General features: G+C 69.2%; 22 protein-coding genes and 1 pseudogene. 14 read left to right on the top strand and 9 right to left on the bottom strand.

The window, feature by feature from the left end; all coding sequences use genetic code 11:
* The first annotated feature begins 90 nt into the window (after positions 1 to 90).
* Positions 91 to 1,614 (top strand): acetaldehyde dehydrogenase ExaC, encoded by a 1,524-nt coding sequence (gene exaC, locus OHB13_RS35470; protein WP_266861638.1) that lies wholly within the window; start codon positions 91 to 93, stop codon positions 1,612 to 1,614.
* A 332-nt stretch (positions 1,615 to 1,946) separates the two neighbouring features.
* On the opposite strand, the gene OHB13_RS35465 is transcribed toward exaC, so the two are convergent.
* The gene (locus tag OHB13_RS35465; protein ID WP_266861640.1) at positions 1,947 to 2,084 is read right to left on the bottom strand and encodes a hypothetical protein; all 138 of its coding nucleotides are present in this window, start codon (positions 2,082 to 2,084) and stop codon (positions 1,947 to 1,949) included.
* Between the two features lie 549 nt (positions 2,085 to 2,633).
* Here OHB13_RS35465 and OHB13_RS35460 point away from each other — a divergent pair.
* The 4 genes and pseudogenes from OHB13_RS35460 to OHB13_RS35445 all read left to right on the top strand — a co-directional run bounded on the left by OHB13_RS35460 (position 2,634) and on the right by OHB13_RS35445 (position 6,213).
* Positions 2,634 to 4,118 carry a UDP-N-acetylmuramoyl-L-alanyl-D-glutamate--2,6-diaminopimelate ligase gene (locus OHB13_RS35460; protein ID WP_328379913.1) on the top strand — a complete coding sequence of 495 codons (1,485 nt, stop codon included), beginning with the start codon at positions 2,634 to 2,636 and terminating at the stop codon, positions 4,116 to 4,118.
* Between the two features lie 217 nt (positions 4,119 to 4,335).
* Positions 4,336 to 4,565: pseudogene (locus tag OHB13_RS35455) on the top strand (FAD-dependent monooxygenase); the annotation flags it as partial.
* Positions 4,566 to 4,774: 209 nt separating this feature from the next.
* Complete coding sequence (locus tag OHB13_RS35450) at positions 4,775 to 4,930, top strand: hypothetical protein (protein ID WP_266861644.1); 156 nt, start codon at positions 4,775 to 4,777, stop codon at positions 4,928 to 4,930.
* 125 nt (positions 4,931 to 5,055) lie between these two features.
* On the top strand, positions 5,056 to 6,213 hold the full coding sequence (locus tag OHB13_RS35445) for a DUF2332 domain-containing protein (protein WP_328379912.1): 1,158 nt from the start codon (positions 5,056 to 5,058) through the stop codon (positions 6,211 to 6,213).
* A gap of 54 nt (positions 6,214 to 6,267) precedes the next feature.
* On the opposite strand, the gene OHB13_RS35440 is transcribed toward OHB13_RS35445, so the two are convergent.
* Genes OHB13_RS35440 through OHB13_RS35425 form a run of 4 tightly spaced genes read right to left on the bottom strand, consistent with a single transcriptional unit; the run spans position 6,268 to position 10,503 of the window.
* Positions 6,268 to 7,062 (bottom strand): enoyl-CoA hydratase-related protein, encoded by a 795-nt coding sequence (locus OHB13_RS35440; RefSeq protein ID WP_328379911.1) that lies wholly within the window; start codon positions 7,060 to 7,062, stop codon positions 6,268 to 6,270.
* 32 nt (positions 7,063 to 7,094) lie between these two features.
* Positions 7,095 to 8,150 carry a TIGR03617 family F420-dependent LLM class oxidoreductase gene (locus OHB13_RS35435; protein ID WP_328379910.1) on the bottom strand — a complete coding sequence of 352 codons (1,056 nt, stop codon included), beginning with the start codon at positions 8,148 to 8,150 and terminating at the stop codon, positions 7,095 to 7,097.
* Positions 8,147 to 9,292 (bottom strand): acyl-CoA dehydrogenase family protein, encoded by a 1,146-nt coding sequence (locus OHB13_RS35430; RefSeq protein ID WP_328379909.1) that lies wholly within the window; start codon positions 9,290 to 9,292, stop codon positions 8,147 to 8,149. The genes OHB13_RS35435 and OHB13_RS35430 overlap by 4 nt, the downstream gene beginning before the upstream one ends.
* Positions 9,289 to 10,503 (bottom strand): acyl-CoA dehydrogenase family protein, encoded by a 1,215-nt coding sequence (locus tag OHB13_RS35425; protein ID WP_328379908.1) that lies wholly within the window; start codon positions 10,501 to 10,503, stop codon positions 9,289 to 9,291. Before OHB13_RS35425 ends, OHB13_RS35430 begins: the two co-directional genes overlap by 4 nt.
* Before the next feature lie 456 nt (positions 10,504 to 10,959).
* Between OHB13_RS35425 and OHB13_RS35420 the strand changes: the two genes are divergently transcribed.
* Complete coding sequence (locus OHB13_RS35420) at positions 10,960 to 12,129, top strand: thiolase family protein (protein WP_328379907.1); 1,170 nt, start codon at positions 10,960 to 10,962, stop codon at positions 12,127 to 12,129.
* A gap of 206 nt (positions 12,130 to 12,335) precedes the next feature.
* Here the strand turns inward: OHB13_RS35420 and OHB13_RS35415 are convergent, their stop codons facing one another.
* The gene (locus OHB13_RS35415) at positions 12,336 to 13,106 is read right to left on the bottom strand and encodes an SDR family NAD(P)-dependent oxidoreductase (protein ID WP_328379906.1); all 771 of its coding nucleotides are present in this window, start codon (positions 13,104 to 13,106) and stop codon (positions 12,336 to 12,338) included.
* Positions 13,106 to 13,891 (bottom strand): enoyl-CoA hydratase-related protein, encoded by a 786-nt coding sequence (locus tag OHB13_RS35410; RefSeq protein ID WP_266861660.1) that lies wholly within the window; start codon positions 13,889 to 13,891, stop codon positions 13,106 to 13,108. The genes OHB13_RS35415 and OHB13_RS35410 overlap by 1 nt, the downstream gene beginning before the upstream one ends.
* 463 nt (positions 13,892 to 14,354) lie before the next feature.
* On the opposite strand from OHB13_RS35410, the gene OHB13_RS35405 reads away from it, so the two are divergent.
* The 8 genes from OHB13_RS35405 to OHB13_RS35370 all read left to right on the top strand — a co-directional run bounded on the left by OHB13_RS35405 (position 14,355) and on the right by OHB13_RS35370 (position 22,940).
* Complete coding sequence (locus OHB13_RS35405; protein WP_328379905.1) at positions 14,355 to 15,704, top strand: MFS transporter; 1,350 nt, start codon at positions 14,355 to 14,357, stop codon at positions 15,702 to 15,704.
* Positions 15,705 to 15,967: 263 nt separating this feature from the next.
* The gene (locus tag OHB13_RS35400) at positions 15,968 to 17,155 is read left to right on the top strand and encodes a lipid-transfer protein (RefSeq protein WP_328379904.1); all 1,188 of its coding nucleotides are present in this window, start codon (positions 15,968 to 15,970) and stop codon (positions 17,153 to 17,155) included.
* A 1-nt stretch (position 17,156) separates the two neighbouring features.
* A complete protein-coding gene (locus tag OHB13_RS35395) occupies positions 17,157 to 17,654 on the top strand; it encodes a MaoC family dehydratase N-terminal domain-containing protein (RefSeq protein WP_328379903.1) in 498 nt (165 codons plus the stop codon).
* Positions 17,651 to 18,031, top strand: coding sequence for a MaoC/PaaZ C-terminal domain-containing protein (locus tag OHB13_RS35390; protein WP_328379902.1), 381 nt, complete (start codon positions 17,651 to 17,653; stop codon positions 18,029 to 18,031). The genes OHB13_RS35395 and OHB13_RS35390 overlap by 4 nt, the downstream gene beginning before the upstream one ends.
* 17 nt (positions 18,032 to 18,048) lie before the next feature.
* Positions 18,049 to 18,852 carry an SDR family NAD(P)-dependent oxidoreductase gene (locus tag OHB13_RS35385; protein WP_328379901.1) on the top strand — a complete coding sequence of 268 codons (804 nt, stop codon included), beginning with the start codon at positions 18,049 to 18,051 and terminating at the stop codon, positions 18,850 to 18,852.
* Between the two features lie 26 nt (positions 18,853 to 18,878).
* Complete coding sequence (locus tag OHB13_RS35380; RefSeq protein ID WP_328379900.1) at positions 18,879 to 20,036, top strand: acyl-CoA dehydrogenase family protein; 1,158 nt, start codon at positions 18,879 to 18,881, stop codon at positions 20,034 to 20,036.
* Between the two features lie 107 nt (positions 20,037 to 20,143).
* Complete coding sequence (locus OHB13_RS35375; protein WP_328379899.1) at positions 20,144 to 21,316, top strand: CaiB/BaiF CoA transferase family protein; 1,173 nt, start codon at positions 20,144 to 20,146, stop codon at positions 21,314 to 21,316.
* A 73-nt stretch (positions 21,317 to 21,389) separates the two neighbouring features.
* A complete protein-coding gene (locus OHB13_RS35370; protein WP_328379898.1) occupies positions 21,390 to 22,940 on the top strand; it encodes a long-chain-fatty-acid--CoA ligase in 1,551 nt (516 codons plus the stop codon).
* 103 nt (positions 22,941 to 23,043) lie between these two features.
* Here the strand turns inward: OHB13_RS35370 and OHB13_RS35365 are convergent, their stop codons facing one another.
* Both OHB13_RS35365 and OHB13_RS35360 read right to left on the bottom strand, forming a co-directional pair.
* Positions 23,044 to 24,744, bottom strand: a complete 1,701-nt coding sequence (locus tag OHB13_RS35365; RefSeq protein WP_328379897.1) for a class I adenylate-forming enzyme family protein — start codon at positions 24,742 to 24,744, stop codon at positions 23,044 to 23,046.
* A gap of 31 nt (positions 24,745 to 24,775) precedes the next feature.
* Positions 24,776 to 25,729 carry an acyl-CoA thioesterase gene (locus tag OHB13_RS35360; protein ID WP_328379896.1) on the bottom strand — a complete coding sequence of 318 codons (954 nt, stop codon included), beginning with the start codon at positions 25,727 to 25,729 and terminating at the stop codon, positions 24,776 to 24,778.
* Between the last annotated feature and the right edge of the window lie 36 nt (positions 25,730 to 25,765).

The raw sequence follows: 25,765 nt of genomic DNA, 5'->3' as shown, positions 1-25,765 counted from the left end.
GTCGCAACGTGGTTGCAACGTCGTGGTCCCTACCCTCGGCTCCGAGCGCCGTCCAACGGCGGGCGGCGCGGATTCCGGGAGGCCACCGACATGACCCGTTACGCAGCACCGGGCACCGAGGGCGCGATCGTCTCGTACGAGTCGCGCTACGACCACTGGATCGGCGGGGAGTTCGTCCCGCCCGCCCGCGGGCAGTACTTCGAGAATCCGAGCCCGGTCAACGGCAGGCCGTTCACCGAGATCGCCCGCGGCACCGCCGAGGATGTCGAGCGCGCCCTGGACGCGGCACACGCCGCGGCCCCCGGCTGGGGCCGGACTGCGGCAGGTGACCGGGCCACGGTCCTCAACCGGATCGCCGACCGGATGGAAGCGCACCTGGAGGAGCTGGCGGTCGCCGAGAGCTGGGAGAACGGCAAGCCGGTCCGCGAGACGCTGGCCGCCGACATCCCGCTGGCCATCGACCACTTCCGCTATTTCGCCGGCGCGCTGCGCGCCCAGGAGGGCACGCTCAGCGAGCTCGACGACGACACCGTCGCGTACCACTTCCATGAGCCACTCGGCGTGGTCGGCCAGATCATCCCGTGGAACTTCCCCATCCTGATGGCGACGTGGAAACTCGCACCGGCTCTGGCCGCGGGGAACGCGGTGGTCCTCAAGCCCGCCGAACAGACCCCGGCCTCCATCCACTTCTGGATGAGTCTGATCTCCGATCTGCTGCCGGCCGGTGTGGTCAACATCGTCAACGGTTTCGGTTCGGAGGCGGGCAGGCCGCTGGCGTCGAGTCCGCGGGTCGCGAAGATCGCATTCACCGGCGAGACCACGACCGGGCGGCTGATCATGCAGTACGCCTCCGAGAACATCAAGCCGGTCACGCTCGAACTCGGCGGCAAGTCACCGAACATCTTCTTCGACGACGTGTGGTCGGCGGACGACGACTTCCGCGACAAGGCACTCGAAGGCTTCACGATGTTCGCGCTCAACCAGGGCGAGGTGTGCACCTGTCCTTCGCGTGCGCTGATCCAGCGCGGTCACTACAGCGAGTTCCTGGAGGCGGGCATCGCCCGCACCCAGCAGATCCTGCCGGGGCACCCGCTGGACACGGACACGATGATCGGCGCCCAGGCGTCCAACGACCAGCTGCAGAAGATCCTTTCGTATCTGGACATCGGCCAGCAGGAAGGCGCGAAGATCCTCACGGGCGGACAGCGGATCGAGTACGACGGTGAACTGGCCGGCGGATACTACGTACAGCCGACGATCTTCGAGGGCGACAACAGGATGCGGGTCTTTCAGGAGGAGATCTTCGGCCCGGTCGTCGCCGTCACATCCTTCTCCGACTTCGACGACGCGATCAGCACGGCGAACGACACGCTGTACGGACTCGGCGCGGGCGTATGGACCCGGGACATGAACACCGCGTACCGCGCGGGCCGCGCCATCCAGGCGGGCCGTGTCTGGACGAACTGCTACCACGCCTACCCCGCGCACGCGGCCTTCGGCGGGTACAAGCAGTCCGGTATCGGGCGGGAGAACCACCGGATGATGCTTGACCACTACCAGCAGACGAAGAACCTGCTGGTGAGCTACTCCCCGAAGAAGCTGGGCTTCTTCTAGAGCCTCACGCTGCCCCCTTGCGTCGCGGTCGCCGCGGTCGCCATCGAGTGAATGCGTGTCGAGGTGACCGCTCTCGCCGCCTCGTCGTAGCCGCCCGCCCTCTGATGTTCACAGGGCCCTCAGGAACACTGTGCGGGCGTACGCGTCGAAGGCGCCTGACCTGGCCCTTTGCCCGTCAGGCGCCTTTCGCGCACAGGAGCCTCGTTGGCTCCGGTCCAACGCTGGAAGAGCTCGCTGCTCGGTTCCTGGAATGAGGCCTGCCGACGGGGATGGAGACGGCCCATGAACGCATTACGCTGATGCGTTTGCCGCGTCCTACGCGGCGGGTTGTCTCAGGCTTCGCGTACGTACACGGTCGGTTTGTGGCCGTTCTGCGCCTGCTGCGCTCGTTCGGCCATCATTCCCGCGAACGTTTCGAGCCGGGAGGTGGCGAACGCCTGGTCGTCGGTGTCAGTGCCGGTGATTGTCATGATGACCGTGCCGACACGCAGCACCGTGTAGACGCCACCTGGACCATTGGTGCCGGCGGGAGAGGACCAGGCCGACCTCTCGTCACCGATCGCGACTCCGGTTCCGCCGAGACGACACACCCACCAGCCAAGATCAGGGCGGCACTTCGGGAGATCGCCCGCCCGGCCGGACGTACACTCCCTACATGGGTCGCACATGTGCAGTGAGGGAGTGCCGGTTTCAGGCCGCTCATGCCCTGTGTCCGGCCGCCGCACATGCGACAGCCGTCAATCCGGTGAACATGCCGGCGGCCTGCTGCCGCGCGCTGCACGGCCACGGTTAGCGATTCCGGGCAGTTCTCAGCGCTGATCTCGGCTTGATCGTTCCGCCTTTCTGTCTGCGGAACCCGTTCCGCGCCTCTCCCTTTCCCTCCCCTCCCTCTCCTCTGCCACCGCACTGTGGCTGTCCTCGCCCCAATCTCCTGCTCCGTCACTCCTTGGCGCCCTGTGCGCCACCTGCGCGCCGACCGCCGGACGACCGGCAGCCGGTGCATTTCCGAGAGGACCCCTGTGAAGTTGAGCGAGCTGCTCGCCGGGCACGACCATGAAGTCCTTGCGGGCGATCCGGAGACGAGGATCACCGCGGGCGCGTGCTTCGACGCTCACCGCGCCGCTCCGGGATCCCTCTTCATCGCGGTACCCGGTCACCGCGAGGGTGGCCCGGAGTCGGTCGGACCGGCTGTCGCACGCGGCGCGGTGGCGGTACTCGTCGACTCCGCGGCACCACCGCTTCCGGCCCCGGCCTGGGCGTCGGACGCGGGCGTGTGCGTCGTGGCGGTGCCGGACACGCGCAAGGCGGCTGCGGCCGTCGCCTCCCGGTACCACGGCGAGCCCGGACGGCAGATGGACATGGTGGCCGTCACCGGCACCAACGGGAAGACGTCGGTCTCGTACATGGTCGAGTCGGTGCTGAGGATCGCCGAGCGCGCCAGGGTGGGGGTCATCGGGACGGCGGGCAGCCGGATCGGCGACGAGCTGATTCCGATGCCCAGGTCGGTACTGACCACCCCGGAGTCGCCGGACTTCCAGTATCTGCTCGGGTGCATGCGCGACCGCGGTGTCGCCACCGTCGTGCTGGAGGCCACGTCGATGGGTCTGCTGACGCACCGTCTGGACCACTCATTCATCGATGTAGGGGTGTTCACCAACCTGACGCAGGATCACCTGGACGACCACGGCACCATGGAGAACTACCGGGACGCCAAACTCCGTCTGTTCCAGGGGCTGTGCCGGCGTGCGGTGGTCAACGCCGACGATCCGCTCGGAGCGGCCATCGGGGCGATGATGCCCGGCGCGGTCGTCACGTACGGCATCGACGCAGAGGCGGACTACCGGGCGACCGACCTCACCATGGACGCGGTCGGCACCCGCTTCACCCTGCACCACGCCGGCCACAAGTATCCGGCCGCGATCCCCCATCCCGGACGGTTCTCCGTCTCCAACGCACTGGCCACTGTCGCCGCCTGCCACCTCATCGGGCACGATCTGGCCGGACTGGTCGACGCACTTGAGCTGATGCCCCCGATCCCGGGAAGGTTCGAACGCTACGAGACCCCGGACGGCACATCCGTCATTGTGGACTACGCACACTCACCGGACTCGCTGGAGAAGGTGCTGACCACCATCCGCGGCTACGTTTCGGGCCGGGTCATCACCGTCTTCGGCTGTGGCGGGGACCGGGACGTCACCAAACGCGCCCCGATGGGGAAGATCGCCGGCACCTACTCCGATCTGTGCGTCCTGACCTCGGACAACCCCAGGAACGAAGACCCCCGGGTGATCATGGACCAGATCGTCCCGGGTTTGATGGCGAGCGGCACCACCTTCGAGCGGTTCGCCGACCGCCGCCGCGCGATCTCCTTCGCCCTGTCCGCCGCCAGGGACGGCGACATCGTCCTGATCGCGGGCAAGGGCAGCGAGCCCTACCAGATCGTCAACGAAGAGCTGCTCCCGTTCAGCGACATGGCGACGGTACGGGAACTCGCCACGCGGTAGGGGCCCGGCCCGGCTCGACGCCCGGCCGGCTGCGGCGCGCTGTGACGGGCGTCGGCAAGGGGCCGTCTGCCGCGCAAGCGGAGCAGGCCCGAGCACGGCCGGGGTGCGGCCGCTCAGGTCCTGTGCACGGCTCACAGTCCGCGTGCTCCGGGGCGACGATGGCGGGGAGACCGGTCCTGGGCACAGGCTGGAGCGCCGTTCCGCTGCGCGGCCAGCTGATCTGGACTGGGATCTGCCGTACGGGTACGGCGTACGGTCCAGCCATCTGGCCGACGACGGCTCGATGACCTGCTGGTCCGTATCCCGCTGCCCGGAACGGGCCGCTACCGGATGTCGACGCTGGACCCGCCCGACTCTCCACCCGAACGGCCGGCACCGCGCCCTGCCCGCCTCTCCCGGATGCGCTGGTCCTCCGTCTTCCGTATCAGCCACCGCATCGTCGACCGCCTCCCGGTACCTCATGGCGGTCTCCGCACCGGGGTGAACACTGCGGGACGTACGGACGCGGCTCCTGCACCTCAGCGGCAACGAACCTGCCGCGTGGACCGGCCCCTCCTGACCGGCGGGCTCCGGCCCGACGAGCGTATTGGTCCGTTCGGCTGCACACTGAGGAACAGTGCAGAGCAGATGGTCCCTACTACCTCCGTGAGGGTTCCATGGTGTTCATAGCCCTATGCCTCCCCGTCCTCATGATGCTGCTGATGCTCGGGATGGACGCTTTCGAGAACTTCATCTCCCGGCCGTCCCCTGCGTCGCTGGAAGCCGCCAAAGATCTCCCGGCCCAGCAACCGGCTCGGCAGGAGCTGGACTGACGGGAAACCGCAGTACGCGCACGGTGCCCCCAGGACGGCGCCCGGAAGGGCCTGTCCGGAGTCGTGATCAAGGTATGTGGCTCCGTTCGGGCGTCGGGAGCGCTTCAGGACGGTAGAAAAGTCCTGTGACACGAGATGAGCAGCCTCCAGGGGCAGCGGAAGCCGAACGGCTCCAGCGGCTGTTCCGGTTCTTCGGCGCGACACAGGGTGCCGGCCGCTCCCCCGTGTACGAGACCCTCAGCGAAGGCGTCGCGGGTGACCCCAGCCTTCTCGCTCTTCTTCTCGATACGCCGGAAGAGCAGCGCCGCCCCAGTCTCCTGTTCGCTGCGGTGAACCTGCTTCTCGCATCACACCGAGGCTCGGAGCTGGCTGCCTACTACCCCATTCATGGTGGGCACCGGGCGGTCGACGACCAGCTGGTGTGGACGTTCGCTGCTTTCTGCGGCCGGCATCGCGACGAGCTGGCCTGCCTTCTGTCGCAGCGGTCCACCCAGACCAACGAGATCCGCCGATGTGTCGCCCTGCGCCTCGGTGTCGATCACGTACACGGCCACTGGCCGGGTCCCGTCGCCCTTGTCGAAGTCGGCGCCAGTGCCGGGCTCAACCTGCTGTTCGACCACTACGACTACCGCCTCAACGGCGAAGCGACAGCCACGCCCCCTGCGTCCTCGGTTGTCGTGTCCTGCGAAGTCCGTGGCTCATCCGGCGCCTACATCCTCCGGACGGCACCGGAGATCACCCGGCGCATCGGCATCGACCAACGTCCGGTCGACCTGTCCGACCCCGATGCCCGAGCCTGGCTGGAAGCGTTCATCTGGCCCGAGCAGATCGAAGAACTCGCCACCCTGCGGGGCGCCATCGACCTCGCGGCGTCCACCGCGGCTACGAAGGTGGTGACGGGCGAAGCGACCATGGACACCGCTCGGATACTCGCCGAGCTGCCGGGCCATGAGCCGGTGGTCGTGTTCACCGCGTCGCTGCTCAGCTACCTCACCACCCGGGCCCGATCCCTCTTCGTCGCCCAGCTCCAGGAAGCCTCCCGCCGACGCCCGGTGGCATGGGTCTTCACGGAGGCACCCGGTTTGCTGGCGACCACCACACTCGACCTCCCTGCTCTGCGTGGCCCCCTCGCTCGGCGCAACTCCCTGTACGTGGTCGGAGCCAGCCTCTGCGGTGACGGTCAACGTCATGATCAGTTGCTCGGCCTGGCCGACCCCTACCTACGCTGGTTCTCCCCGGCCCGGGATCCCTTGGACGACTTCCCATGGATGCCGCCGGACTGAGCAGGGGCGGCCGGTCCCGTGCGATGCGGGTGCGCCGGGCGCGGGGCCCCGGGCTCACTGGCCGGTGAACACCGGAGCACGTTTCTCCAAGAAGGCGGCGCGGGCCTCCTTCGCGTCCTCGGAGTACGCCGCGTGAGCGATCCTCCGTGCCTCGCGGGGCAGGTAGCCGTCCAACGGGAGCCTCAGCGCGTCGTCCAGGTTCCGCCGGACACCGGCGACCGCGAGCGGGGCCGCCGCAGCCAGCCGCTCCGCCACGGAGCCCGCTGCGCCGGCCAGCTCATCGGCTGCGACGGCCGCGGTCACCAGACCCACGGACAGCGCTTGTGAGCACGTGAGTTTTTCCGGGAGCAGCATCAGTTCACGGGCCCTGGCCGGGCCGACGGCCTGGGTGAGCAGCCAGCCGATGCCCAGGTCACCGGTGAGCCCGACCGTGAGGAAGGCGGTGTTGAACACCGCGTCGTCGGCCGCGTACCGCAGATCGCAGGCCAGGGCGAGCGACATCCCGGCACCGGCGCAGCCGCCGCGGATCACGGCGACGGACGGCTTGTCCCACTCCCGCAGCAGGCGCACCGCGCCCGCCACCTGTACGAGTCGCTGCTCGTCCGCCTCCCGGCCCTCGCCCGTCAGCACCCGACTCTCCGGAGCTCCGGTCAGGTCGGCGCCGACACAGAAGTCGTCGCCGGCACCGGTGAGTACCAGTGCCCGCACGGCCGCATCGCCCGCCGCACGCTCCAACGCGACGCGCAGCTCCTCGAAGACCCGCATGCTGACCGCGTTGCGGCGCTGCGGCCGGTTGATCGTGACGGTGGCGACAGCGCCCTCGACTTCGTAAAGCACGGTTGGGCCCATGGCGTACTTCCCTTCCCGGGAGAGGTGGTCGGTCAGCGCCGGATTCCGTCGAGGATGTCCAGCGCGAGTGCCGGGTCGGATTCGGCACCGAGCGAAATCGACACCCGGTGGTACACACCGGTGTAGCGCTCACGGACGAGCCGGCCTGCATCGGCCGGAGTCTCGGCGACCACGGCGAAGGCGTTCAGGACGTCGGCGTCGATGAGCTGGCCCATCTCCTTCCAGCGGCCCTGCAACGACAGCGTGTGCAGTTCTTCCTGAAGCGCGCCCCAGCCGTGGTGCTCCAGCACGGGCCGGTACGCCGGCGTGGAGCCGTAGAAGGCGATGCGCTCGCGAATGCCCGCGAGGGAGTGCCCGTACTCCTCCTCGGTGCGGCCGGTCACGGTGAGGACGCTGCCGGTGATCTCGAAGGGCCGCGTGGTCCAGGGTGCTCCATCGGCCGCGGCCTCGGCACGGGCCTCCAGCACGCCGGGAGCGAGCTGCTCGGTGATGTACGGCACTGTGCTGAAGGGGTGGCAGATCACACCGTCGCCGACCGCACCCGCCGTGGCCGCCATCCGTGGACCGACAGCCGCGATGAGTACGAGCGGCTCGCCCTGTTCCAGCGGGCCCGGGTCGAACAGCGGATTCATCAGTGTGTGCGTGTAGAACTCGCCGCGGAACTGCAGCTTTTCGCCGGTCTGCCAGCTGTTCCAGATCGTGCGGGTCGCGCTGACGAACTCCTTCATGCGGGCCGCCGGGCTGGACCACGGCATCGCGAAGCGGCGCGTGATGTGCGCCTTGATCTGCGAGCCCAGGCCGATCACGGCGCGGCCGCGGGAGAGCTGCTGCAGCGTCCATGCGCTGGAGGCCAGAGTCATCGGGGTGCGGGCGAAGGCGATGGCCACGCCGGTGCCGACCTCGATGGCCGAGGTGCGGGAGGCGGCGACGGCGAGGGGCTGGAACGGCTCGTGGGCGGTCTCCGACATGAGGATCCGGTCGACCCCACGCCGCTCGGCGGCCACCGCTGCCTCGATCACCTCTGACGGAGCGCCGATCGCGGTGGTGTCCAGCTTCAGCGGTCCCGGGGTGTGCGGAGTGACGGTCATCGTGCGGGTTCTCCTTGTGGGTGAGCCGCGGACGCGGCGTCGAGTCCGGCGAGCCGCGCGACGCGGGCCCGATGTGCGGACAGTGGACCCAGCAGGGTCTGCGCGGCGCGAGCCCGCCGGAAGTAGAGGTGCGCGGAGTGCTCCCAGGTGAACCCGATGCCACCATGCACCCGAATCGTGCCTTCGGCGCACCCGTCGAGGGCGTCGACGCAGGCGATGAAGGCGTGTGCGCTGTCCAGGGGTTCGGGACGACCGGCAGTGTCGAGCGCTGCGACCGCGGAGCGGAGCACCACGCCCGCTGCCTCCGTCCGGGCCCACAGGGAGGCGAGCCGGTGCTTGACCGCCTGAAATCCGCCGATCGGCCGGCTGAACTGGTACCGGGTCAGGGCGTAGGCCACCGCATCCTCCAGACAACGACGGGCCGCACCCAGGCACTCGGCGGCCACTGCGAGGGCCGCGTGGTCGAGGGCCGCACGCAATGCGGCCTCTGCGGCGGGGCCGGCTGCGACCTGCTCGGCGGAGGTGCCCGAGAGCATCACCACGGCCTGACGTCGGGTCATGTCCAGGCCTTGCAGCGGAGTACGCGCCAAGCCGTCGGTGGCGACGGCGAACAGCCCGACCTCGTCCCCCGTGCGGGCCGGGACCAGCAGCAGGTCCGCGTCGGCTCCGTCCAGCACCGGCTCCGCGGCGCCCGTCAGCGTCCAGGAGCCGGCAGCGTCGCGGGCCGCGGCTATCGGGGAGGGAGCTCCGTCCATCCCCGCGAGGGTCGCCACCGTGCGGCCCGCTGCGATGTCCGGCAGGAGCCGGGCGCAGACCTGTGGGTCCCCGATGGCCGTCAGCGCCGCGGCGGCGGTCGTGCTGGACAGCAGAGGGCCGCCGTACAGCGCTCGCCCGGCCTCCTCGAAGACCGGCAGCAGATCACCGGGCCCGAAGCCCGCTCCGCCGTACTCCTCGGGCACCTGAAGCGCGAACACCCCGATCATCTCCGCGAGTTCGCGGTGCGTTGCCGGGTCGAAGCCCTCACGCCGTTCCATCCGGGCGCGCACCTGCCGCTCGTCGCAGTGACGCTCGAAAAGTTTACGGACAGTTGTGGCCAACTCGGCGCGCTCGTCTGTCAGTTCACTCAGCGGATACGGAATCACTGCTGCCCCTCCCGGGTACGGACGAGGTCGCGGAACGGGACGCCCCGCTCGACCGAATGCTCACGCGGCAGACCGAGCACCCGCTCGCCGATGGTGTTGCGCTGGATCTCGTCGGTACCGCCGCCCATCGCCATCCCGGGAGCGTCCAGCACCCAGAAGGCGGCGTCCGCGGCCAGGGTGTCGTCGCCCGCCCAGGTCGCGCCCGCGCCGAGGGCGACGTCGGAGGCGAGACGGGCAGCGTGCAGGCCGTTGGCGGTGCGCAGCAGCTTTCCTACCGATGTCTCGGGTCCTGGCTCGGCCCCTGCCAGGGTACGTGCGGCGATCCGGCGACTGACCAGGGCTGCGGTCCGCTGGCCGAGGAAGGCGTCGAGCAGCCGTTCGCGGACCGCGGGATCGCTGTCGCGCCCGCCGTGCCGGGCGAGTTCGAGCAGCCTTTCGTACGGGATGGGGCGGCGTGGCGAGCTGTCGTCTCCGCGCGAGACTCCCACGCGCTCGTGGCCGAGCACCGCGACGGCGGCCGGCCAGCCTTCCCCGGGACGCCCGACGAGCCGGTCGGCGGGCACCCGCACCTCGTCGAAGAAGACCTCGTTGAACTCGCAGTCACCGGACATCTGCCGGAGCGGCCGCACCTCCACGCCAGGGGCGTCCATGTCGACGAGGAACATCGACAGGCCATGGTGTTTCGGCGCTTCGGCGTCGGTACGCGCCAGGAGCAGGCCGAGTCCCGCGTACTGGGCATAGGAGGTCCACACCTTCTGTCCGGTGACCAGCCAGTCGCCGTCCTTCGTGCGCGCCGCGCGGGTACGTACTCCGGCAAGGTCCGAGCCCGCCTCGGGCTCGGAGAACAACTGGCAGCAGATCATCTCGCCGGACAGCAGTCCCGGTCCGAACTCCCGGGCCAGGTCGTGGGCGCCTCGGCCGATGAGGCTGGGCACCACCAGGCGTGCGCCCACCTGGAATACCCGGTCCTCGCCGGGGACGCTCCCTGCCGACTCCTCAGCGAAGATGCGTTCCTCGGCCTCGCCGAGTCCCTGGCCGCCGAATTCGGCGGGGATGCCCAGGCCCGCCAGACCCGCACGGTGCAGGGCTGCGCGGTAGGCGCGAGCGCGCTCGGCGAAGCCGGTCACCCCGGCCAGGGCCGGGGGCAGCGCGGTGTGGATGAATTCCCTGACATGGCTGCGGAATTCCGCGGGCCAGGCTCTCGCGGTCACGTCACGCGACTCCTGATTCGTGGCGGGGTACCGGCTCATCGTAGGGACCTCACGGTCAAAAGTTAATTATTGATAACTCGACCAACCAGGCCTACCACCTCAGGGGCTCCCGGGCCGCCGATCACTCGCGGGCACAAGCCCGGGCATACGTGGCACGGCTCGCTTGACCGCAGAGTCGGCGCTTGCCATCCACGTCCGACCCACGCTTGACAGTAGACCCCCTGAACGCAAAAGTGAATACTTGATAACTCGCATCAGGAAATTGTCGGCGGAAGCGGAGATTCGCACTCCGCACCCCCGGAGGCCCTCCATCACTGGTCCACAGTCAGTGCCGAGCCCAGAGAGTTCGGAACGGCCTGCCGCACATGCGAGAAGGGGGCCACGCCCCCGCCCCGTCCGCCTTCCTTCCCTCAGCACACCCTCAGCACACCCTCACCCTCAGCAAGGAGATTCCCCATGCGACGAGACGCAGTGATCGTCGATGCCGTACGCACCGCCGTAGGCAAGCGCAACGGCTCGCTGTCGACGATGCACTCGGCCTCACTCTCCGCCCACGTGCTCAACGCCCTGGTCGAACGCGCCGGTCTCGACCCGGAGTTGGTCGACGACGTCATCTGGGGCTGCGCCGGAGCCGTCGGTATGCAGTCCGGCTGCATAGGCCGCGCCGCGGTGCTGGCCGCCGGCTGGCCCGAGTCCGTACCCGGACTGACCGTCGACCGGCAGTGCGGCTCCTCGCAGCAGGCCGTGCACCAGGCGGCGGCCGGCGTCATATCAGGCCAATACGACGTGGCCGTGGCCGGCGGAGTCGAGATCATGAGCGCGGTTCCGCTGGGAACCGCCCGTATGGAGGGCCGCTTCGGCGAGCCCTTCGGGCCTGATGTGTGGGAGCGCTACAACGGCGTCCGCTTCAACCAGGGTACGGGTGCCCAGTTGATCGCTGACGAGTACGGCATCTCCCGTGCCGAGATGGACCAGCACGGCGTGGACTCGCACGCCCGCGCACTCCGAGCGATCGGCGAGGGCCGCTTCACGGATCAGATCGCCCCCATCCGCGTCACCAACGCCGAGGGCACCACCAGCGTCTTCGATACGGACGAGGGCGTGCGACGAGGCTCCACACTGGAGACGCTGGGCGGCCTCAACCCCGCCTTCCGTGAGGGCGGGAGCATCACCGCAGGCAACGCTTCCCAGATCTCCGACGGCACCGGCGCCCTGCTCATCACCACCAGCGAGGTCGCCGAGCAGCAGGGCTGGACGCCGATGGCCCGTATCCACACCGCTGTGATCGCCGGCACCGACCCCGTCACCATGCTCAAGGGCCCCATCCCGGCCACCGCGAAAGCCCTGAAGAAGTCCGGCCTGGTCCTCGACGACATCGGCGTCTTCGAGATCAACGAAGCCTTCGCCTCGGTCACCCTCGCCTGGCTGCGTGAGACCGGGGCCGACTACGCGCGCATGAACCCCAACGGAGGTGCCATGGCGATCGGCCACCCCATCGGCGGCTCCGGGGCCCGCATCATGACCACCCTGGTCCACCACATGCGCGACAACGGCATCCGCTACGGCCTGCAGTCCATGTGTGAAGGCGGCGGTATGGCCAACGCCACCATTCTTGAGCTGTTGTGACGTCCCCTCACGATGCAGGAAGCCCCCCGGCCCAGTGCGGGCAGGGGGCTTCGCCCGCGGATCAGGCGTTCGGCAGGACCTGGCCCGGTCCCGGCTCGGGTTCGGGCACGGTGACCACCTCGGGAGCACTCCCGAACGCGTGAAACCTGACAGCTTTGATCTGCATGGGCCTCCGTGTCTGGATCGTCCTCCGCTCCGGCAGCCGGTCAACGCGCGGAGTACGCCCCGTCGACCAGGTGGTAGCTGCCGTTGATGAAGGACGCGCGGTCGGAGAGCAGGAAGACGATGAGCTCCGCCACCTCATCGGCGGTGCCCACCCGCTGGACCGGTGCCAGACCGGCCGCATGGTCGCGGGCCGCCTCGCCCGCACGGGTCATCATCGGGGTCTCGATGAAGCCGGGGCCCACGGCGTTGAAGCGCACACCCTGTGTCGCGTATTCCAGGGCGGCGGTCTTGGTCAGACCGATCACGCCGTGCTTGGCGGCGGTGTACGCGCTCGACGCGATACGGCCGTTGATGCCCAGAATGGAGGACACATTGACGACGGCGCCGCCGCCGGAGTCCAGGATGACGGGCAGCGTGTAGCGCATCGAGTGGAAGACGCCGTCCAGGTTGGTGGCGATCACACTGTGCCATGTGTCCAGCGCGTACTCGCCGAGAAGTTCCCTGCGCCCGGTAATGCCCGCGCTGTTGACGACCAGGTGCAGTCCGCCGAGGCAGTCCGCGGCTTCCTCGACTCCGACGCGTACCGACCCGGGGTCGCCGACGTCCATCGGAATCGCCAGGGAGCGCCCTCCCCTTGCCGTCAGCTCGGCAGCGGCTTTGCGGCCGCCTTCCTCGTCGAAGTCGGCGAGGGCGACGGCCGCGCCACCGGCGACCAGACGCCGGGCAGTCGCCAGGCCGATACCTGAGGCTCCGCCGGTGATCAGGGCGGCCTTGCCCTGGAACTCGTGCGCGTAGTCGACCGGACCGGTCATCAATCGTTCACCCACCCCGTGTACTTCGGCTCGCGACGCTCGAAGAAGGCAGTAACGGCTTCCTTGGCGTCGGGGTAGGCCGACAGCTCGCCGGAGAGTCCCTGCTCGAACTCGTAACCCGACTTGAGGTCCATGTACTCGATCGTGTTCAGACTGCGCTTGGCGAAGCCCAACGCGACCGGACTGTGGCGCGCCATCCGCGCAGCCAGCGCCGTGGCCTCGTCCAGCAACCGCTCGCGCGGGACGACCTTGAGGACGCCTCCGTGAGCGACGAAGTCCTCGGCAGGCAGCGGATCAGCGGTGTAGTGGAGCAGCCGGGCCAGGGCAGGCGGCACCAGACGGGACGCGTGCTTGGCGCCCCCCATCATACCGACTGCGACCTCGGGCAGTCCGATCTTCGCTCCTTCGGCAGCGATCACCATGTCGCAGGAGGCGGCGATGGCCAGACCGGTGCCGAGCGCCGCGCCGTGCACGGCGGCGATCACCGGCAGGGGGCAGTCGTAGATCGCCCAGAACGCCTCGCGGACGGTCCGCATCCGCTCGGGCGCGTTCTCCGGGGTGAGTTCGGCGAATCCGTTGAGGTCGCTGCCACCGCAGAAGTGCTTGCTCTCACCGCCGGTGAGCACGATGGCGCGGGCGTCGGGAAGGTACTCGGCTGTGTTGCCGAAGAGATGCCGGATCTCCTGGTACATCGTTTCCGTCACCGCGTTGACCGGCGGATGGGCGAGGTTCACGACCGCGACGTGGCCGTCGGTGTTGTACGTGAGGAACTTCAAGCGCTGCATGGAGCTCTCCTTGAATCAACCGTCGTGACAGTCCGGGACGCCATCTGTCTTCGGCTGCGGCTGCCCGGCTCCAGGTGCTCATCGCACCGTCCGGTGAACGCCGGCCGTGCCCGGTCATGGCGTTTTCGATCCGGCCAGGGCGCGGTCGCGCGGCGTGAACGTCCCGGGGCGGCCCGCAGAGCGGCGCGTCTGTGGGTGCGTGTGAGGACACCTGCTCTTCACACGTGGCGGATCGAATGGTCCGCGGGTCCTGATGACCGTCCGATCACCATCGCTCGCAGAGAACCACAGCCCCTCAGCGGGTGTCAACGTCGAGACGTTGCTCGACTGCGGGCACTAAGTGAAACACTGATAACCCAAGATCGTCGGCCATGAGATGCCGTCAGGACTGCCCAAACCCTTGCCACGCCATGTTAGCGATGGTTCACTTCCGGCCAATCAGGCGTTGAATCCGGGAGAATCCATGACGATTGATCAGCACGCTGCTGCCGGGGCCGCCCCACGCCGTGGGACCCCTGCGGTCAGGCCCGCAGTCAGCCGCAGGGCATGGGCCGTCCTGACGGTGCTCCTCCTCTTGATGCTCGCCAACTTCGCCGACAAGGTCGTCGTGGGGGTCGCCGGCGTGGACATCATGCGGGAGGTGAGACTGAGCCCCGACCGGTTCGGGGTCATCCAGAGCAGCTTCTTCTGGCTCTTCGCGGTCGGCAGCATCACCGGCGGATGGCTGGGCGGCAAGGTGAAGGCCCGCTGGCTGCTCGGCGGCATCGCCCTGTTGTGGGCGGTCAGCCTCGCCCCCATGGCGGGACAGGTCGGCTTCACCGCCATCGTCGCCTGCCGTGTCCTGCTCGGCTTCGCCGAGGGACCCACCACCGCCCTGGCCATGCAGGCGACGCACTCCTGGTTCCCCGCACACAAACGGACGGTGCCCAGCTCACTGGTCGTGGCCGGCGCGGGGATCGGGCCGGTGGTCGCCGCCCCGCTGGCCACCTGGATGATCACCAGCTACTCCTGGCACGCCGCGTTCGGCGCGCTGGCCGTGGTCGGCGTCGTGGCGGCGGCACTGTGGCTGGCGGTCGGCCGGGACGGCCCCCTCGCCCACGACGACGGCGGCGACGGCGACGGCGACGGCGAGGTCATGGCGGCTGGCACACTGCCCGAACGCGTCCCGCTGAGGCGGCTGTTCAGCACCGGCACACTCGTCGGCCTGATGCTCCTGCTGCTCGTCACGTACGCCGGCACCGCGGTGATGATCAGCTGGCTGCCGCTCTACCTGCGCGACGGTTTGGGCTACGGAGCCAACGCGACCGGCCGGCTGACCGCTCTGCCGTTCCTGGGCACGGTGGTGTCCGTCATCCTCGTGGGCTTCGCCTCCCGCGCGATGAGCAAGCGCGGCGCCTCCAACCGGGCGGCCCGGGGCATACTGCCCGGTTGCCTCGTACTGGCCGGCGGGCTGGCGACGATCGCCTTCCCCCTGGTGGGGCCTCGGGGCGTGGAGATGGCCCTGATCATTCTCAGCACCTCCCTGAGCGCGTCCAGCTATGGTGTCGCGTTCGCCGGCCTGGCCGACGTCGTACCGGCCAAGCAGCGCAGCACCGTTTTCGGCATCGTCACGGCCTTCTACAGCCTGGGCGCGATCGTCGCCCCGATCGTCATCGGCAAACTGGTCGGCGCCAGCGAGAAGGCGGCCGACGGTTACGGGCACGGGTTCATGATGCTGGGCGCCGCCATGGTGCTCGGAGGGTTGGCAGTCGTCCTGCTGACCAATCCCGACCGGGACGCGGCGAAACTGGCAGGTCATGCCGGGATCGGTTAACACGCATCTCGGCCGGGCTCGATGGCGGCGAACAGACCCCCGCAAGAAGTGAAGGATAGATAACCGGATCCTTACGGGCCGTGCACCGGGGTGCCCAAACGACCCGACACGCGGCACGCCCCGCGATCCGGGCGGACCTCATCATGCGGAATGAACAGCGAAGAGAAGGCTTGAACACCTGCCTCCAGCACACAACACCCCTTGACAGCAGCCGTTTCAATGTTAAAAGTGAAAACACGCTAACCAGTGATGCAGGAGGATGCATGAGTCGCAGAGTACTGGTGGCCGGTGTCGGCATGGTCCCCTTCGCCAAGCCCAGCGCCGCCAAGACGTACGACGAGATGGGTGCGGGGGCCGTCCGTGCCGTTCTGGACGACGCCGGTCTCCCCTACGAAAAGATCCAGCAGGTCTACGCCGGGTATGTCTACGGCGCCTCGACCTGTGGCCAGCGCGTCGTCTACCAGATCGGGATGACCGGCATTCCGGTCCTCAACGTCAACAACAACTGCGCGTCCGGCTCCTCGGCTCTGTGGCTTGCGCGGCAGGCCGTCGAGAGCGGCGCCGTGGAGTGCGCGCTGGCTCTCGGCTTCGAGCAGATGCCGCCGGGAGCCCTGGGCGGGGGCTGGCAGGACAGGCCCTCCCCGCTGACCGACTTCAGCAAGACCCTGGAAAAGGTCTTCGCGGTCGATCCCAAGGCCCCGATGACCCCTCAGTACTTCGGCGCCGCCGGTGTCGAGTACATGGAGAAGTACGGGATGAAGCCGGAGACCTTCGCCAAGGTCTCCGTCAAGGCCCGCCGGCACGCGGCCGGAAACCCCTACGCGGTGTTCCGTTCGCCCATCACCGAGCAGGAGGTGCTGGACTCCCCCCAGATGTCCGGCCCACTGACCCGGCTCCAGTGCTGCCCGCCCACCTGCGGTGCGGCAGCGGCAGTCGTGTGCAGCGAGGACTTCGCCCGCAGGCACGGGCTGCGCACCGACGTCGCCATCAAGGCCCAGACCCTCGTCTCGGACGACGCCGGCCTGTTCGCGAAGGAGAGCGCCATCTCGCTGGTCGGCAGCGATGTCACACGAGCCGCCGCCACCGAGATCTACGAGCAGGCCGGCGTCGACCCGCGCGACATTAAGGTCGTCGAACTGCACGACTGCTTCACCGTCAATGAGGTCCTCTGCTACGAGGGCCTGGGCCTGTGCGACGAGGGCGGCGCGGAGGAGTTCATCCTCGGCGGCGACAACACCTACGGCGGACGCGTCGTCACGAACCCGTCCGGCGGACTGCTGTCCAAGGGCCACCCGCTGGGCGCCACCGGCCTGGCCCAGGCCGCGGAGATCACCTGGCAGATTCGTGGCCAGGCCGGCGCCCGCCAGGTCGACGACGTGACCCTGGGGCTGCAGCACAACCTCGGGCTCGGCACCGCCGGCGTCATCACCCTCTTCGAGAGGGTCTCCTGAGATGCCCGTCGACCCCAGCATCATCGGCAGCCGGTCCCCCGAACACTCGGTGGAGGTGGAGCGCGGAAGGCTGCGCTTCTTCGCCAAGGCGACCGGCCAGAACGGCCGCGTGTACAGCGCCCCGGAGGCAGCCGAGCAGGCCGGACACCGTGACCTTCCCGTGCCGCCCACCTTCCTCGTCTGTCTGGACGCGGAGAAGCCCGACAGTTCCTCCTTCCTCCGGGAGCTCGGCATCGACATCCGCACGATCCTGCACGGGGAGCAGTCCTTCGAGTACCACGCCCTGGCCTATGCGGGTGACCGGCTGACCTTCGCCACCGAGGTGTCAGACGTCTACGAGAAGAAGGGTGGCGCCCTCCAGTTCATCGTCCGCACCACCGAGGTGACCCGCGACCGCGGGCACCGTCCAGGCTCCGGAGGCCCCGAAGGGGAACTCGTCGCCCGGATACGCAACACCATCGTGGTGCGCGAGCTGCCGGCCAAGGAGGCGACCGCATGAAGACCGGCGACAGCCTCGCCCTTGAACTCCCGAAGATCACCCGCACCACGCTGGCGCTCTATGCCGGCGCGTCGGGCGATCACAACCCGGTCCACATCGACATCGACGCCTGCAAAGCGGTCGGCATCCCGGACGTCTTCGCACACGGCATGCTCTCCATGGCCTTTCTCGGCCGGCTGCTCACCAACTGGGTGCCGCAGGAGCGCATCCGTTCGTACGAGGTGCGGTTCTCCGCGATCACGCCGGTGAACTCGTCGCCGACCTGCCACGGCACCGTCTCCGAGGTGAAGGACGGCCTCGCCCACCTCGACCTGACCGTCTCCCTCCCCGACGGGACCGTGACCCTCCGGGGTTCCGCCATCGTCACCGCTGACTGACAAAGGACGTACACATCATGGGAACCCTGGACGGCAAGACCGCCATTGTCACCGGCTCCGGCCGTGGCATCGGCCGTGAGATCGCGCTGAAGTTCGCCGCCGAGGGCGCGAACGTCGTGGTCAACGACCTCGACAAGGAACCCGCGGACGAGACCGTCACGGCCATCCGGGCCGCAGGCGGGAACGCCGTCGCCTGCGCCGGCTCGGTCGTCGAGGAAGGCTTCGCGGACTGTTTCGTGAATGCCGCGATCGAGGCCTTCGGCGGGCTCGACATCATCGTCAACAACGCCGGCTACACCTGGGACACCGTCATCCAGAAGATGACCGACGAGCAGTGGGACGCCATCCTCGACGTCCATCTCAAGGCGCCCTTCCGGATCCTGCGCGCCGCCCAGCCGTTCATCAAGGCCAACCCGACCGACTACCACCGCAAGGTCGTCAACATCTCTTCTGTTTCCGGTCAGTTCGGCAATCCGGGCCAGGTCAACTACTCCTCCGCCAAGGCCGGAGTCGTCGGCCTGACCAAGACCATGGCCAAGGAGTGGGGCCGCTACAAGGTCAACGTCAACGCCGTCGCCTACGGCTTCATCCTCACCCGTATGACGGAGGCCACCGCCGCCGACGACGCCTTCATCGAGATCGAGGGCCGGAGGATCAAGGTCGGCATCAACGCCCAGCACGCCGCCAACGCCGCCAGGATGATTCCGCTCGGCCGCCCCGGCACCCCGGCCGAGGCAGCCGGCGCCGTGTACCTGCTGTGCACACAGGAAGCCAACTACGTCAGCGGGCAGTGCCTGACCGTCGACGCAGCCCGGCACTGACCACTTCGGAACCAGGGGACAAGGGCATGAAACGCACCATCTACACCAAAGAACACGATGCCTTCCGGACGATGATCCGGAGCTTCATCGCCAAGGAGGTGAGCCCGCACTTCGAGGAGTGGGAGGCGGACCGCCGCACCCCGCGGGAACTGTTCCGCAAGCTCGGCGCCCTGGGCGTGATGGGCTTCGGGATTCCCGAGGAGCACGGCGGCCCGGGCGAAACCAGCTACAAGTACCAGGCGATCATCTCCGAGGAGACCGCACGCGCGAGTGTCCACCTCGGGCACTACTCGGTATCCACCAGCATCGTCCTGCCGTACCTGCTGCGTATTGCGAGCGACGAGCAGAAGAAGCGCTGGCTGCCCGGCGTCGCCACTGGCGACATCACCCTGTGCATCGCCATGACCGAGCCGGGTACCGGCTCCGATCTCGCAGGCATCCGCACCACCGCCAAGCTCTCCGATGACGGCAGCCACTACGTCCTCAACGGCGCCAAGACCTTCATCTCCGGCGCGCTCAACTCCGAACTGTGCGTCGTCGTCGCCCGTACCTCGGCCCCGGATCCATCGGACCGCCGCACCGGGCTGAGTCTGCTGGTCGTCCCCACCGACAGCGAGGGTTTCGCATACGGGCGCCGGCTGGAGAAGATCGGCCAGCACTCGGCCGACGTCTCCGAGCTGTCCTTCACCGATGTGAGGGTTCCCGTGGAGAACCTGCTCGGCGAACAGGACAAGGGCTTCTCCTACCTCGGTCAGAACCTGCCGCGTGAGCGGCTCTCCATCGGGGTCGGCGGCGTCGCCTCCGCGGCGGCCGCGGTCGACTACGCCAGGGAATACGTCCAGCAGCGACAGGTGTTCGGCAAGCCCGTGGCCTCCTTCCAGAACACCAAATTCGTGCTCGCCGAGTGCTCCACCGAGGTGGAGGCCGCCCAGGCCATGGCCGACAAGGGCATCGAGCTCGACGACACCGGTGAGCTGACCGCGGCCGACGCCGCCCGTATCAAGCTGTTCTGCACCGAGGTCGCGGGCCGTGTGATCGACAAGTGCCTCCAGCTGCACGGCGGTTACGGCTACATGGTGGAGTACCCGATCGCCCGCCTGTACGCGGACACCCGGGTCTCGCGGATCTACGGCGGCACCAACGAGGTCATGAAAACCATCATCGCCAAGGACCTCGGCCTGTAAGCGGCCCGACGTCGCCCGACGAAGCCGCTCCTCCGGTCGCCCCTCCCCCGGCCACTCAGCGGAGGGGCGGCTTCCGGGCATTCCTCACCCCCGAAGGACGTACGTTCATGAGCACTGACCTTGCCGCCGTCCCACCCGTCGTCCCGGCCGGACCACTCGCCGGGATCCGCGTCATCGAGCTGGGCGGCATCGGACCGGGCCCGTTCTGCGGCATGATCCTCGCGGACCTCGGCGCCGAGGTGATCCGCGTCGACCGGCCGGGAGCACAGCGATCAGCGTCGGACAGAGTGCTCCACCGGGGCCGTGTCTCGGTCGCCGTCGACCTCAAGGCCCCGGACGGAGCGGATGTCGCGCTGCGTCTGGCCGACACCGCCGACGCTCTCATCGAGGGCTTCCGGCCCGGCGTCGCCGAACGCCTGGGCCTGGGCCCCGAGACCTGCCTGGCGCGCAACCCCGGACTTGTCTACGGAAGGATGACCGGATGGGGCCAGGACGGACCGCTCGCGCAGGCCCCGGGCCATGACATCAACTACATCGCTGTCGCCGGCGCCCTCGGCGCGATCGGTCCCGCTGACGGCGACCCCGTCGTCCCGCTCAACCTCGTGGGCGACATGGGTGGCGGCGGCATGCTGCTCGCCCTGGGCATCACCACCGCACTGCTCAGCGCCAGGACCACCGGCAAGGGACAGGTGGTGGACGCGGCCATGACCGACGGCACCGCGCTCCAACTCGCCCTGGTCCACGGGCTGATGGCCGCGGGCCGCTGGACCGACCGCCGCGAGTCCAACCTCTTCGACGGCGGCGCGCCCTTCTACCGCGCCTACCGCACATCGGACGGAGGGCACATGGCGGTCGGCTGCGTGGAATCGCGGTTCTACGCGACGACCCTGCGCGTGCTCGGCCTGGCGGAAGATCCCCTGTTCGCCGGGCAGCTGGACAGAGCGGCCTGGCCGCGCATGGCCGAACGGATGGCGGAGGTCTTCGCGACCCGCAGCCGGGACGAGTGGACGGCCGCCTTCACCGGACAGGACGCGTGCGTCACCCCGGTCCTCAGCCTCGCCGAAGCCGCCACCCACCCGCACAACGCCGAGCGCGGTACCTACACGACCAGCGCCGACGGCGCCGTCCAGCCGGGCACCGCACCCCGCTTCCTGGGCACCCCGGCCGCCGCCCCCCGGCCCGCACCGCTCATCGGCAGCGGTACCCGTGAGGTGCTGGGAGCTGCGGGCCTGGACGAGCAGGTGATGGACGCGCTGGCCGAACGCGGGGTCATCGCCTGAGCCCCGGGGCGACCGGCCCCGAACAACGCATTGAACTGAATCATCGACAACACGCTCCGGATTGGTGGTCCACGTGTTCCTCACGCAGTCGCTGCACCGTGCGCTCCAACAGACCCCCGACCTGCCCATGACGATCTGCGGAGGTCGTGTCCGTACCGTCCGCGAGGTCGCCGACCGCGTGGCCAGGCTCGCAGGCGGGCTGCGGAGCCTCGGCGTGGCCAAGGGCGACCGGGTCGCGATCCTCGCTCTGAACTCCGACCGCCACCACGAGACGTTTCTCGCCACATGGTGGGCGGGAGCCGTGGTCAATCCGGTCAACATCCGCTGGAGCCCGCGGGAGATCGCGTACTCGCTGCGCGACTCCGGTTCGGAGGTCCTTCTCGTCGACGCCGCCTTCACCCGGCTCGTCCCCCAGCTGCGCGAGCTGTGCCCGCGACTGCGCACCGTGGTGCACTGCGGCGACGGACCCGCTCCGGACACGACGCACTGTTACGAGGACCTGATCGCCTCATCGGCCCCCGCAGCGGATCTGCGCGCCGACGGCGACAGCCTGGCCGCACTGCTGTACACCGGCGGCACCACAGGGTTCCCCAAAGGCGTCATGATCGGTGCGCGGGGGCTGCTGACGTCCGCCTACGGTGCCCAGATGGTCAACCGCGTCGCGCAAGCCGGCGGCGTCACCCTCGTCTCGGCGCCGATGTTCCATATCGCCGCCGTCGCCGGCTGGCTCGCGCAGAACCTCCTGGGCGGCACCCTCGTGTTCCTGCCCGCCTTCGAACCGGCCGCGGTGCTGGAGGCCGTGCAGCGGCACCGGGTGACCAGTATGGGCCTGGTGCCCACCATGCTCCAGCAGGTGGTCGAGCACCCCGACGTCGGCCGGTACGACCTGGACAGCGTCCGGTCCGTCGGCTACGGAGCTTCGCCCATCTCCACGGCCGTACTGGAGCAGGCGATGAAGGCCTTCCCGCACAGCGGTTTCGTGCAGGGCTACGGGATGACCGAGAGCGCCATGATCACTGTGCTGGGCAGGGAAGAACATGCCGCCGGCGGCCCCCGGCTGCGCTCGGCGGGCCGCGCGACACCGCACTGCGAGGTCCGGATCGCCGGCCCCGACGGCGAGGAACTGCCCCGGGGCGAGACCGGCGAGGTCCTGATGCGCGGTGACAGCGTGATGCTCGGGTACTGGAACAAGCCCGAAGAAACGGCGGAAGCGCTGCGCGGCGGTTGGCTGCACACCGGCGATGCCGCCCGCATGGACGAGGACGGTTACGTCTACGTCGTCGACCGGCTCAAGGACGTGATCGTGACGGGCGGTGAGAACGTCTACTCCGGCGAGGTGGAGAAGGCACTCGCCACTCACCCCGCCGTCGCCTCCTGCGCCGTCATAGGCGTCCCGGACCCTCGGTGGGGCGAGCGGGTGCACGCCGTGATCGTCCTCAAGCCCGGCGCGAGCGCGACGGCCGGGGAGATCCGCACGCACGCCAAGACGCTGATCGCCGGCTACAAAGCCCCCGGAACCGTCGAGTTCACGGACGCCCTGCCCCTGTCGGCCGCCGGCAAGGTCCTCAAGCGCCGGCTGCGCGACACGTCGTCAGAATCCGCCGAATCCGCCGACCGGAGCTGAGGCCTTTCCGCGCACTCCCGCGTCCGACGCACATGCGGTCAGCCCCGCCATCCGGCGGGGCTGACCGCATTCCTCATTTCTGTGAACTCGCCTTCGGGGAAGCTCAGTCGTCGGCGTTCCCGCGCTCGCGCAGTTCGGTCTTGAGGATTTTACCGGTGGGGCTGAGGGGAAGGGCGCCGACGATGTGGAGGGCGCGGACCTTCTGGTACGGCGCGACGCGCTCGGCGACGTAGGCCATCACCTCTTCGGCGAACTCGTCGCCACGGCCGGCCTCTTCCGCCACGTCCGGACGCAGCACCACGAAACCGACGGGCACCTCGCCGGCGGATTCGCTGGGTGTGCCGACGACCGCCGCCTGGGCGATGGCCGGATGGGAGCACAGGATCTCCTCCAGCGGCTGCGGATACACGTTGTAGCCCTTGTAGATGATCAGGTCCTTGGAGCGGCCGACGAGGAAGAGGTGGCCGTGTTCGTCGAGGCGTCCCATGTCGCCGGTGACCAGCCATCCGTCGCGGAACTGGAGTGCGGTCAGCTCGGGGTGGCCGTGGTAGCCATCGGCAACCGCCGGGCCGCGGACCCACACTTCACCGGTCTCGCCCACCGGCAGGACTGCGGTGCCGTCAGCACCGCGGATCTGGATCTCGGTGTCGAACACCGGGACGCCCACACTGTCCGGCGGGGTCTCGACGTCACATGCCAGCGGGGCACCGGTGACGCCCATGGTGGCCTCGCTCAGCCCGTAGCCCTGTGCGACGAAGGCGCGGGGGAAGTGTTCGCTCAGCGTGTGCAGGGCGGTGGTGTCGATGGGAGCCGCACCGGAGTTGACCAGGCGGACCGAGGACAGATCGTGCTTGGTGAGGGCGGGGCTGCGCAGCATCGCGTAGTACATGGCCGGGGAGCCGCCCATATGGGTCACTCCGTACCTCTCGATGTCGGCGAAGAGGGCATCGGGGTCGAAGCGGCCCGCAATCACCACCGTGGCGCCGGCTGCGACGTTGAGGCTCTGACTGACCAGACCGAGCCCGTGGAAGAGCGGTGCCACCGCGACGCAGACACAGTCACCGGGTGTCAGCGAGTGCGCGGTGACGGCCTCGGGGATCCGGGTGAAGCGCAGGCCGCCCTCGTCGTCCAGGTGCGGCAGGCACGCGGAGCGCCAGCCGTGCATCTGCACCACGTTGGCGACGATGTTGCGGTGCAGCACCCGCACCGCCTTGGCGCGGCCGGTGGTGCCCCCCGTCAGCTGCAGGTGGGCGACCATCTCGGCGTCCACCCGGTAATCCCGCAGCGGCTCCGCGGACAGCAGCTCGGCCAGTTCGACCAGCCCCTGCCGCGGCTCCGACCGGGCGGGAGCTGCCGCGGTGGGCGGCACGCACACGACGAGCTCAACCGAGGTCGCCGCCCCGGCGGTGGCCTCCACGGCCGTGCCCGCACCCGCCGGGCTGGTGATCACGGCTTTCGCCGTGACCTCCGCGAGCTGTTCGCCCAGTACGAGAGCCGGCTGGGCCGGGTTGATCGGGGCGACCGCCGCACCGGCACACAGCGCTCCGTAGTAGGCGACCGTGAACCACATGGAGTTGGGCATGTGCAGCGCCACGACATCACCGGGCCGGATACCGCGCCCGCGCAGACCACCCGCCACCCGCAGGGCCTGCTCGCACAGCTCGGGATAGGTGAGCGTCTCATCGCCGTCACGCACGGCGACCCGCTCGGGGTAGGCGCGGGCGGCACCTGCGAGGACCGCGTCCACACCCACGGGTGGATAGTCGAGACCACGGGGCATGTTCATCGGCCAGGCACCGGACATGGAGAACTCCCTTGATGAGTGGTGAATGCGATTACGAGCGGTGGGGGCGGAGCACCGCTTCCTGGACGACGGAGGCCACGAGGGTTCCTTCACGTGTCCAGAACTCCCCCAGTGACAGGCCTCGCCCGTCACCGGCCGAGGGGCTGCGCTGGGCGAACAGCATCCACTCGTCGGCCCGGAAGGGGCGGTGGAACCACATGGCGTGGTCGAGCGAGGTGATGAAGAACCGTGGTGGCCCGTCCCGAAGCGGCCGGGGCCTCTCGCTGTCGAGGGCCGCGGTGGGGGCGAGGGTGAGATCGGAGCAGTAGGCGAGGGCGCAGACGTGCAGCAGCGGGTCGTCCGGCAGCTTCTCGGTGGACTTCAGCCACACAAGTTGCTGGTTGAGTCCCGGTGGCGGCTGCCGCTCGTCCGGTACGAACCGCATGGCCATCACCCGGCGCCACTGGGACATCTCGAAGCCTTCCGGGTCGCCCGCGGCCCACGGCTCGTACGGATCGGGCAGCTCCTCGGGCAATGGTGCGTCGGGAATGCGCGGGTGGCGGTCCCCGTACCGCTCGGGGAGCTTGAAGGACGCGGAGAGCGTGAAGATGGCCACGCCTCCCTGGACGGCGGTGACCCGCCGGGAGAGATAGCTGCGCCCGTCCCGCAGCTGGTCGACGTGGTAGAGGATGGGCTGCCGGGTGTCCCCCGCACGCAGGAAGTAGCCGTGCAGGGAGTGCACATGGTGGCCGTCCGCCGTGGTGCGGCCGGCCGCGGTGAGTGCCTGCGCGGCGACCTGTCCGCCGAACGCGCGCAGCGGCAGGCCCGCGTGGCACCATCCGCGGAACAGGTCGCGGTCCAGCTGATCGAGGCTCAGGAAGCCGACGAGGTCGCTGCCGAGGCCGGCGGCCGGTCCGGAGCCACCCTGCTGGGGGATCGGTCCATCGGTGTCGAGGGCCGGCCGGGTACCGGTACCCGGCGTGACGGGAAGGGGATGCTGTGGCACGGCGTGCTCCGGAGGATGGGGGGTGCGGGCGCCCGG

It is taken from the genome of Streptomyces sp. NBC_00440, assembly GCF_036014215.1.
Classification (GTDB): domain Bacteria; phylum Actinomycetota; class Actinomycetes; order Streptomycetales; family Streptomycetaceae; genus Streptomyces.
Note: the sequence above shows the minus strand (reverse complement) of the source record. Positions and strands in the feature narration are given on the sequence as shown.

Excerpts from the sequence above, each read along its gene's own strand:
- OHB13_RS35390 (WP_328379902.1), top strand. The coding sequence starts at position 17,651 with ATGAAGACCGGCGACAGCCTCGCCCTTGAACTCCCGAAGATCACCCGC.
- OHB13_RS35440 (WP_328379911.1), bottom strand. The coding sequence starts at position 7,062 with ATGGGCCCAACCGTGCTTTACGAAGTCGAGGGCGCTGTCGCCACCGTC.
- OHB13_RS35410 (WP_266861660.1), bottom strand. The coding sequence starts at position 13,891 with ATGCAGCGCTTGAAGTTCCTCACGTACAACACCGACGGCCACGTCGCG.
- OHB13_RS35395 (WP_328379903.1), top strand. The coding sequence starts at position 17,157 with ATGCCCGTCGACCCCAGCATCATCGGCAGCCGGTCCCCCGAACACTCG.
- OHB13_RS35380 (WP_328379900.1), top strand. The coding sequence starts at position 18,879 with ATGAAACGCACCATCTACACCAAAGAACACGATGCCTTCCGGACGATG.
- OHB13_RS35450 (WP_266861644.1), top strand. The coding sequence starts at position 4,775 with ATGGTGTTCATAGCCCTATGCCTCCCCGTCCTCATGATGCTGCTGATG.
- exaC (WP_266861638.1), top strand. The coding sequence starts at position 91 with ATGACCCGTTACGCAGCACCGGGCACCGAGGGCGCGATCGTCTCGTAC.
- OHB13_RS35415 (WP_328379906.1), bottom strand. The coding sequence starts at position 13,106 with ATGACCGGTCCGGTCGACTACGCGCACGAGTTCCAGGGCAAGGCCGCC.
- OHB13_RS35405 (WP_328379905.1), top strand. The coding sequence starts at position 14,355 with ATGACGATTGATCAGCACGCTGCTGCCGGGGCCGCCCCACGCCGTGGG.
- OHB13_RS35400 (WP_328379904.1), top strand. The coding sequence starts at position 15,968 with ATGAGTCGCAGAGTACTGGTGGCCGGTGTCGGCATGGTCCCCTTCGCC.
- OHB13_RS35465 (WP_266861640.1), bottom strand. The coding sequence starts at position 2,084 with ATGACAATCACCGGCACTGACACCGACGACCAGGCGTTCGCCACCTCC.
- OHB13_RS35435 (WP_328379910.1), bottom strand. The coding sequence starts at position 8,150 with ATGACCGTCACTCCGCACACCCCGGGACCGCTGAAGCTGGACACCACC.
- OHB13_RS35365 (WP_328379897.1), bottom strand. The coding sequence starts at position 24,744 with ATGTCCGGTGCCTGGCCGATGAACATGCCCCGTGGTCTCGACTATCCA.
- OHB13_RS35375 (WP_328379899.1), top strand. The coding sequence starts at position 20,144 with ATGAGCACTGACCTTGCCGCCGTCCCACCCGTCGTCCCGGCCGGACCA.
- OHB13_RS35420 (WP_328379907.1), top strand. The coding sequence starts at position 10,960 with ATGCGACGAGACGCAGTGATCGTCGATGCCGTACGCACCGCCGTAGGC.
- OHB13_RS35385 (WP_328379901.1), top strand. The coding sequence starts at position 18,049 with ATGGGAACCCTGGACGGCAAGACCGCCATTGTCACCGGCTCCGGCCGT.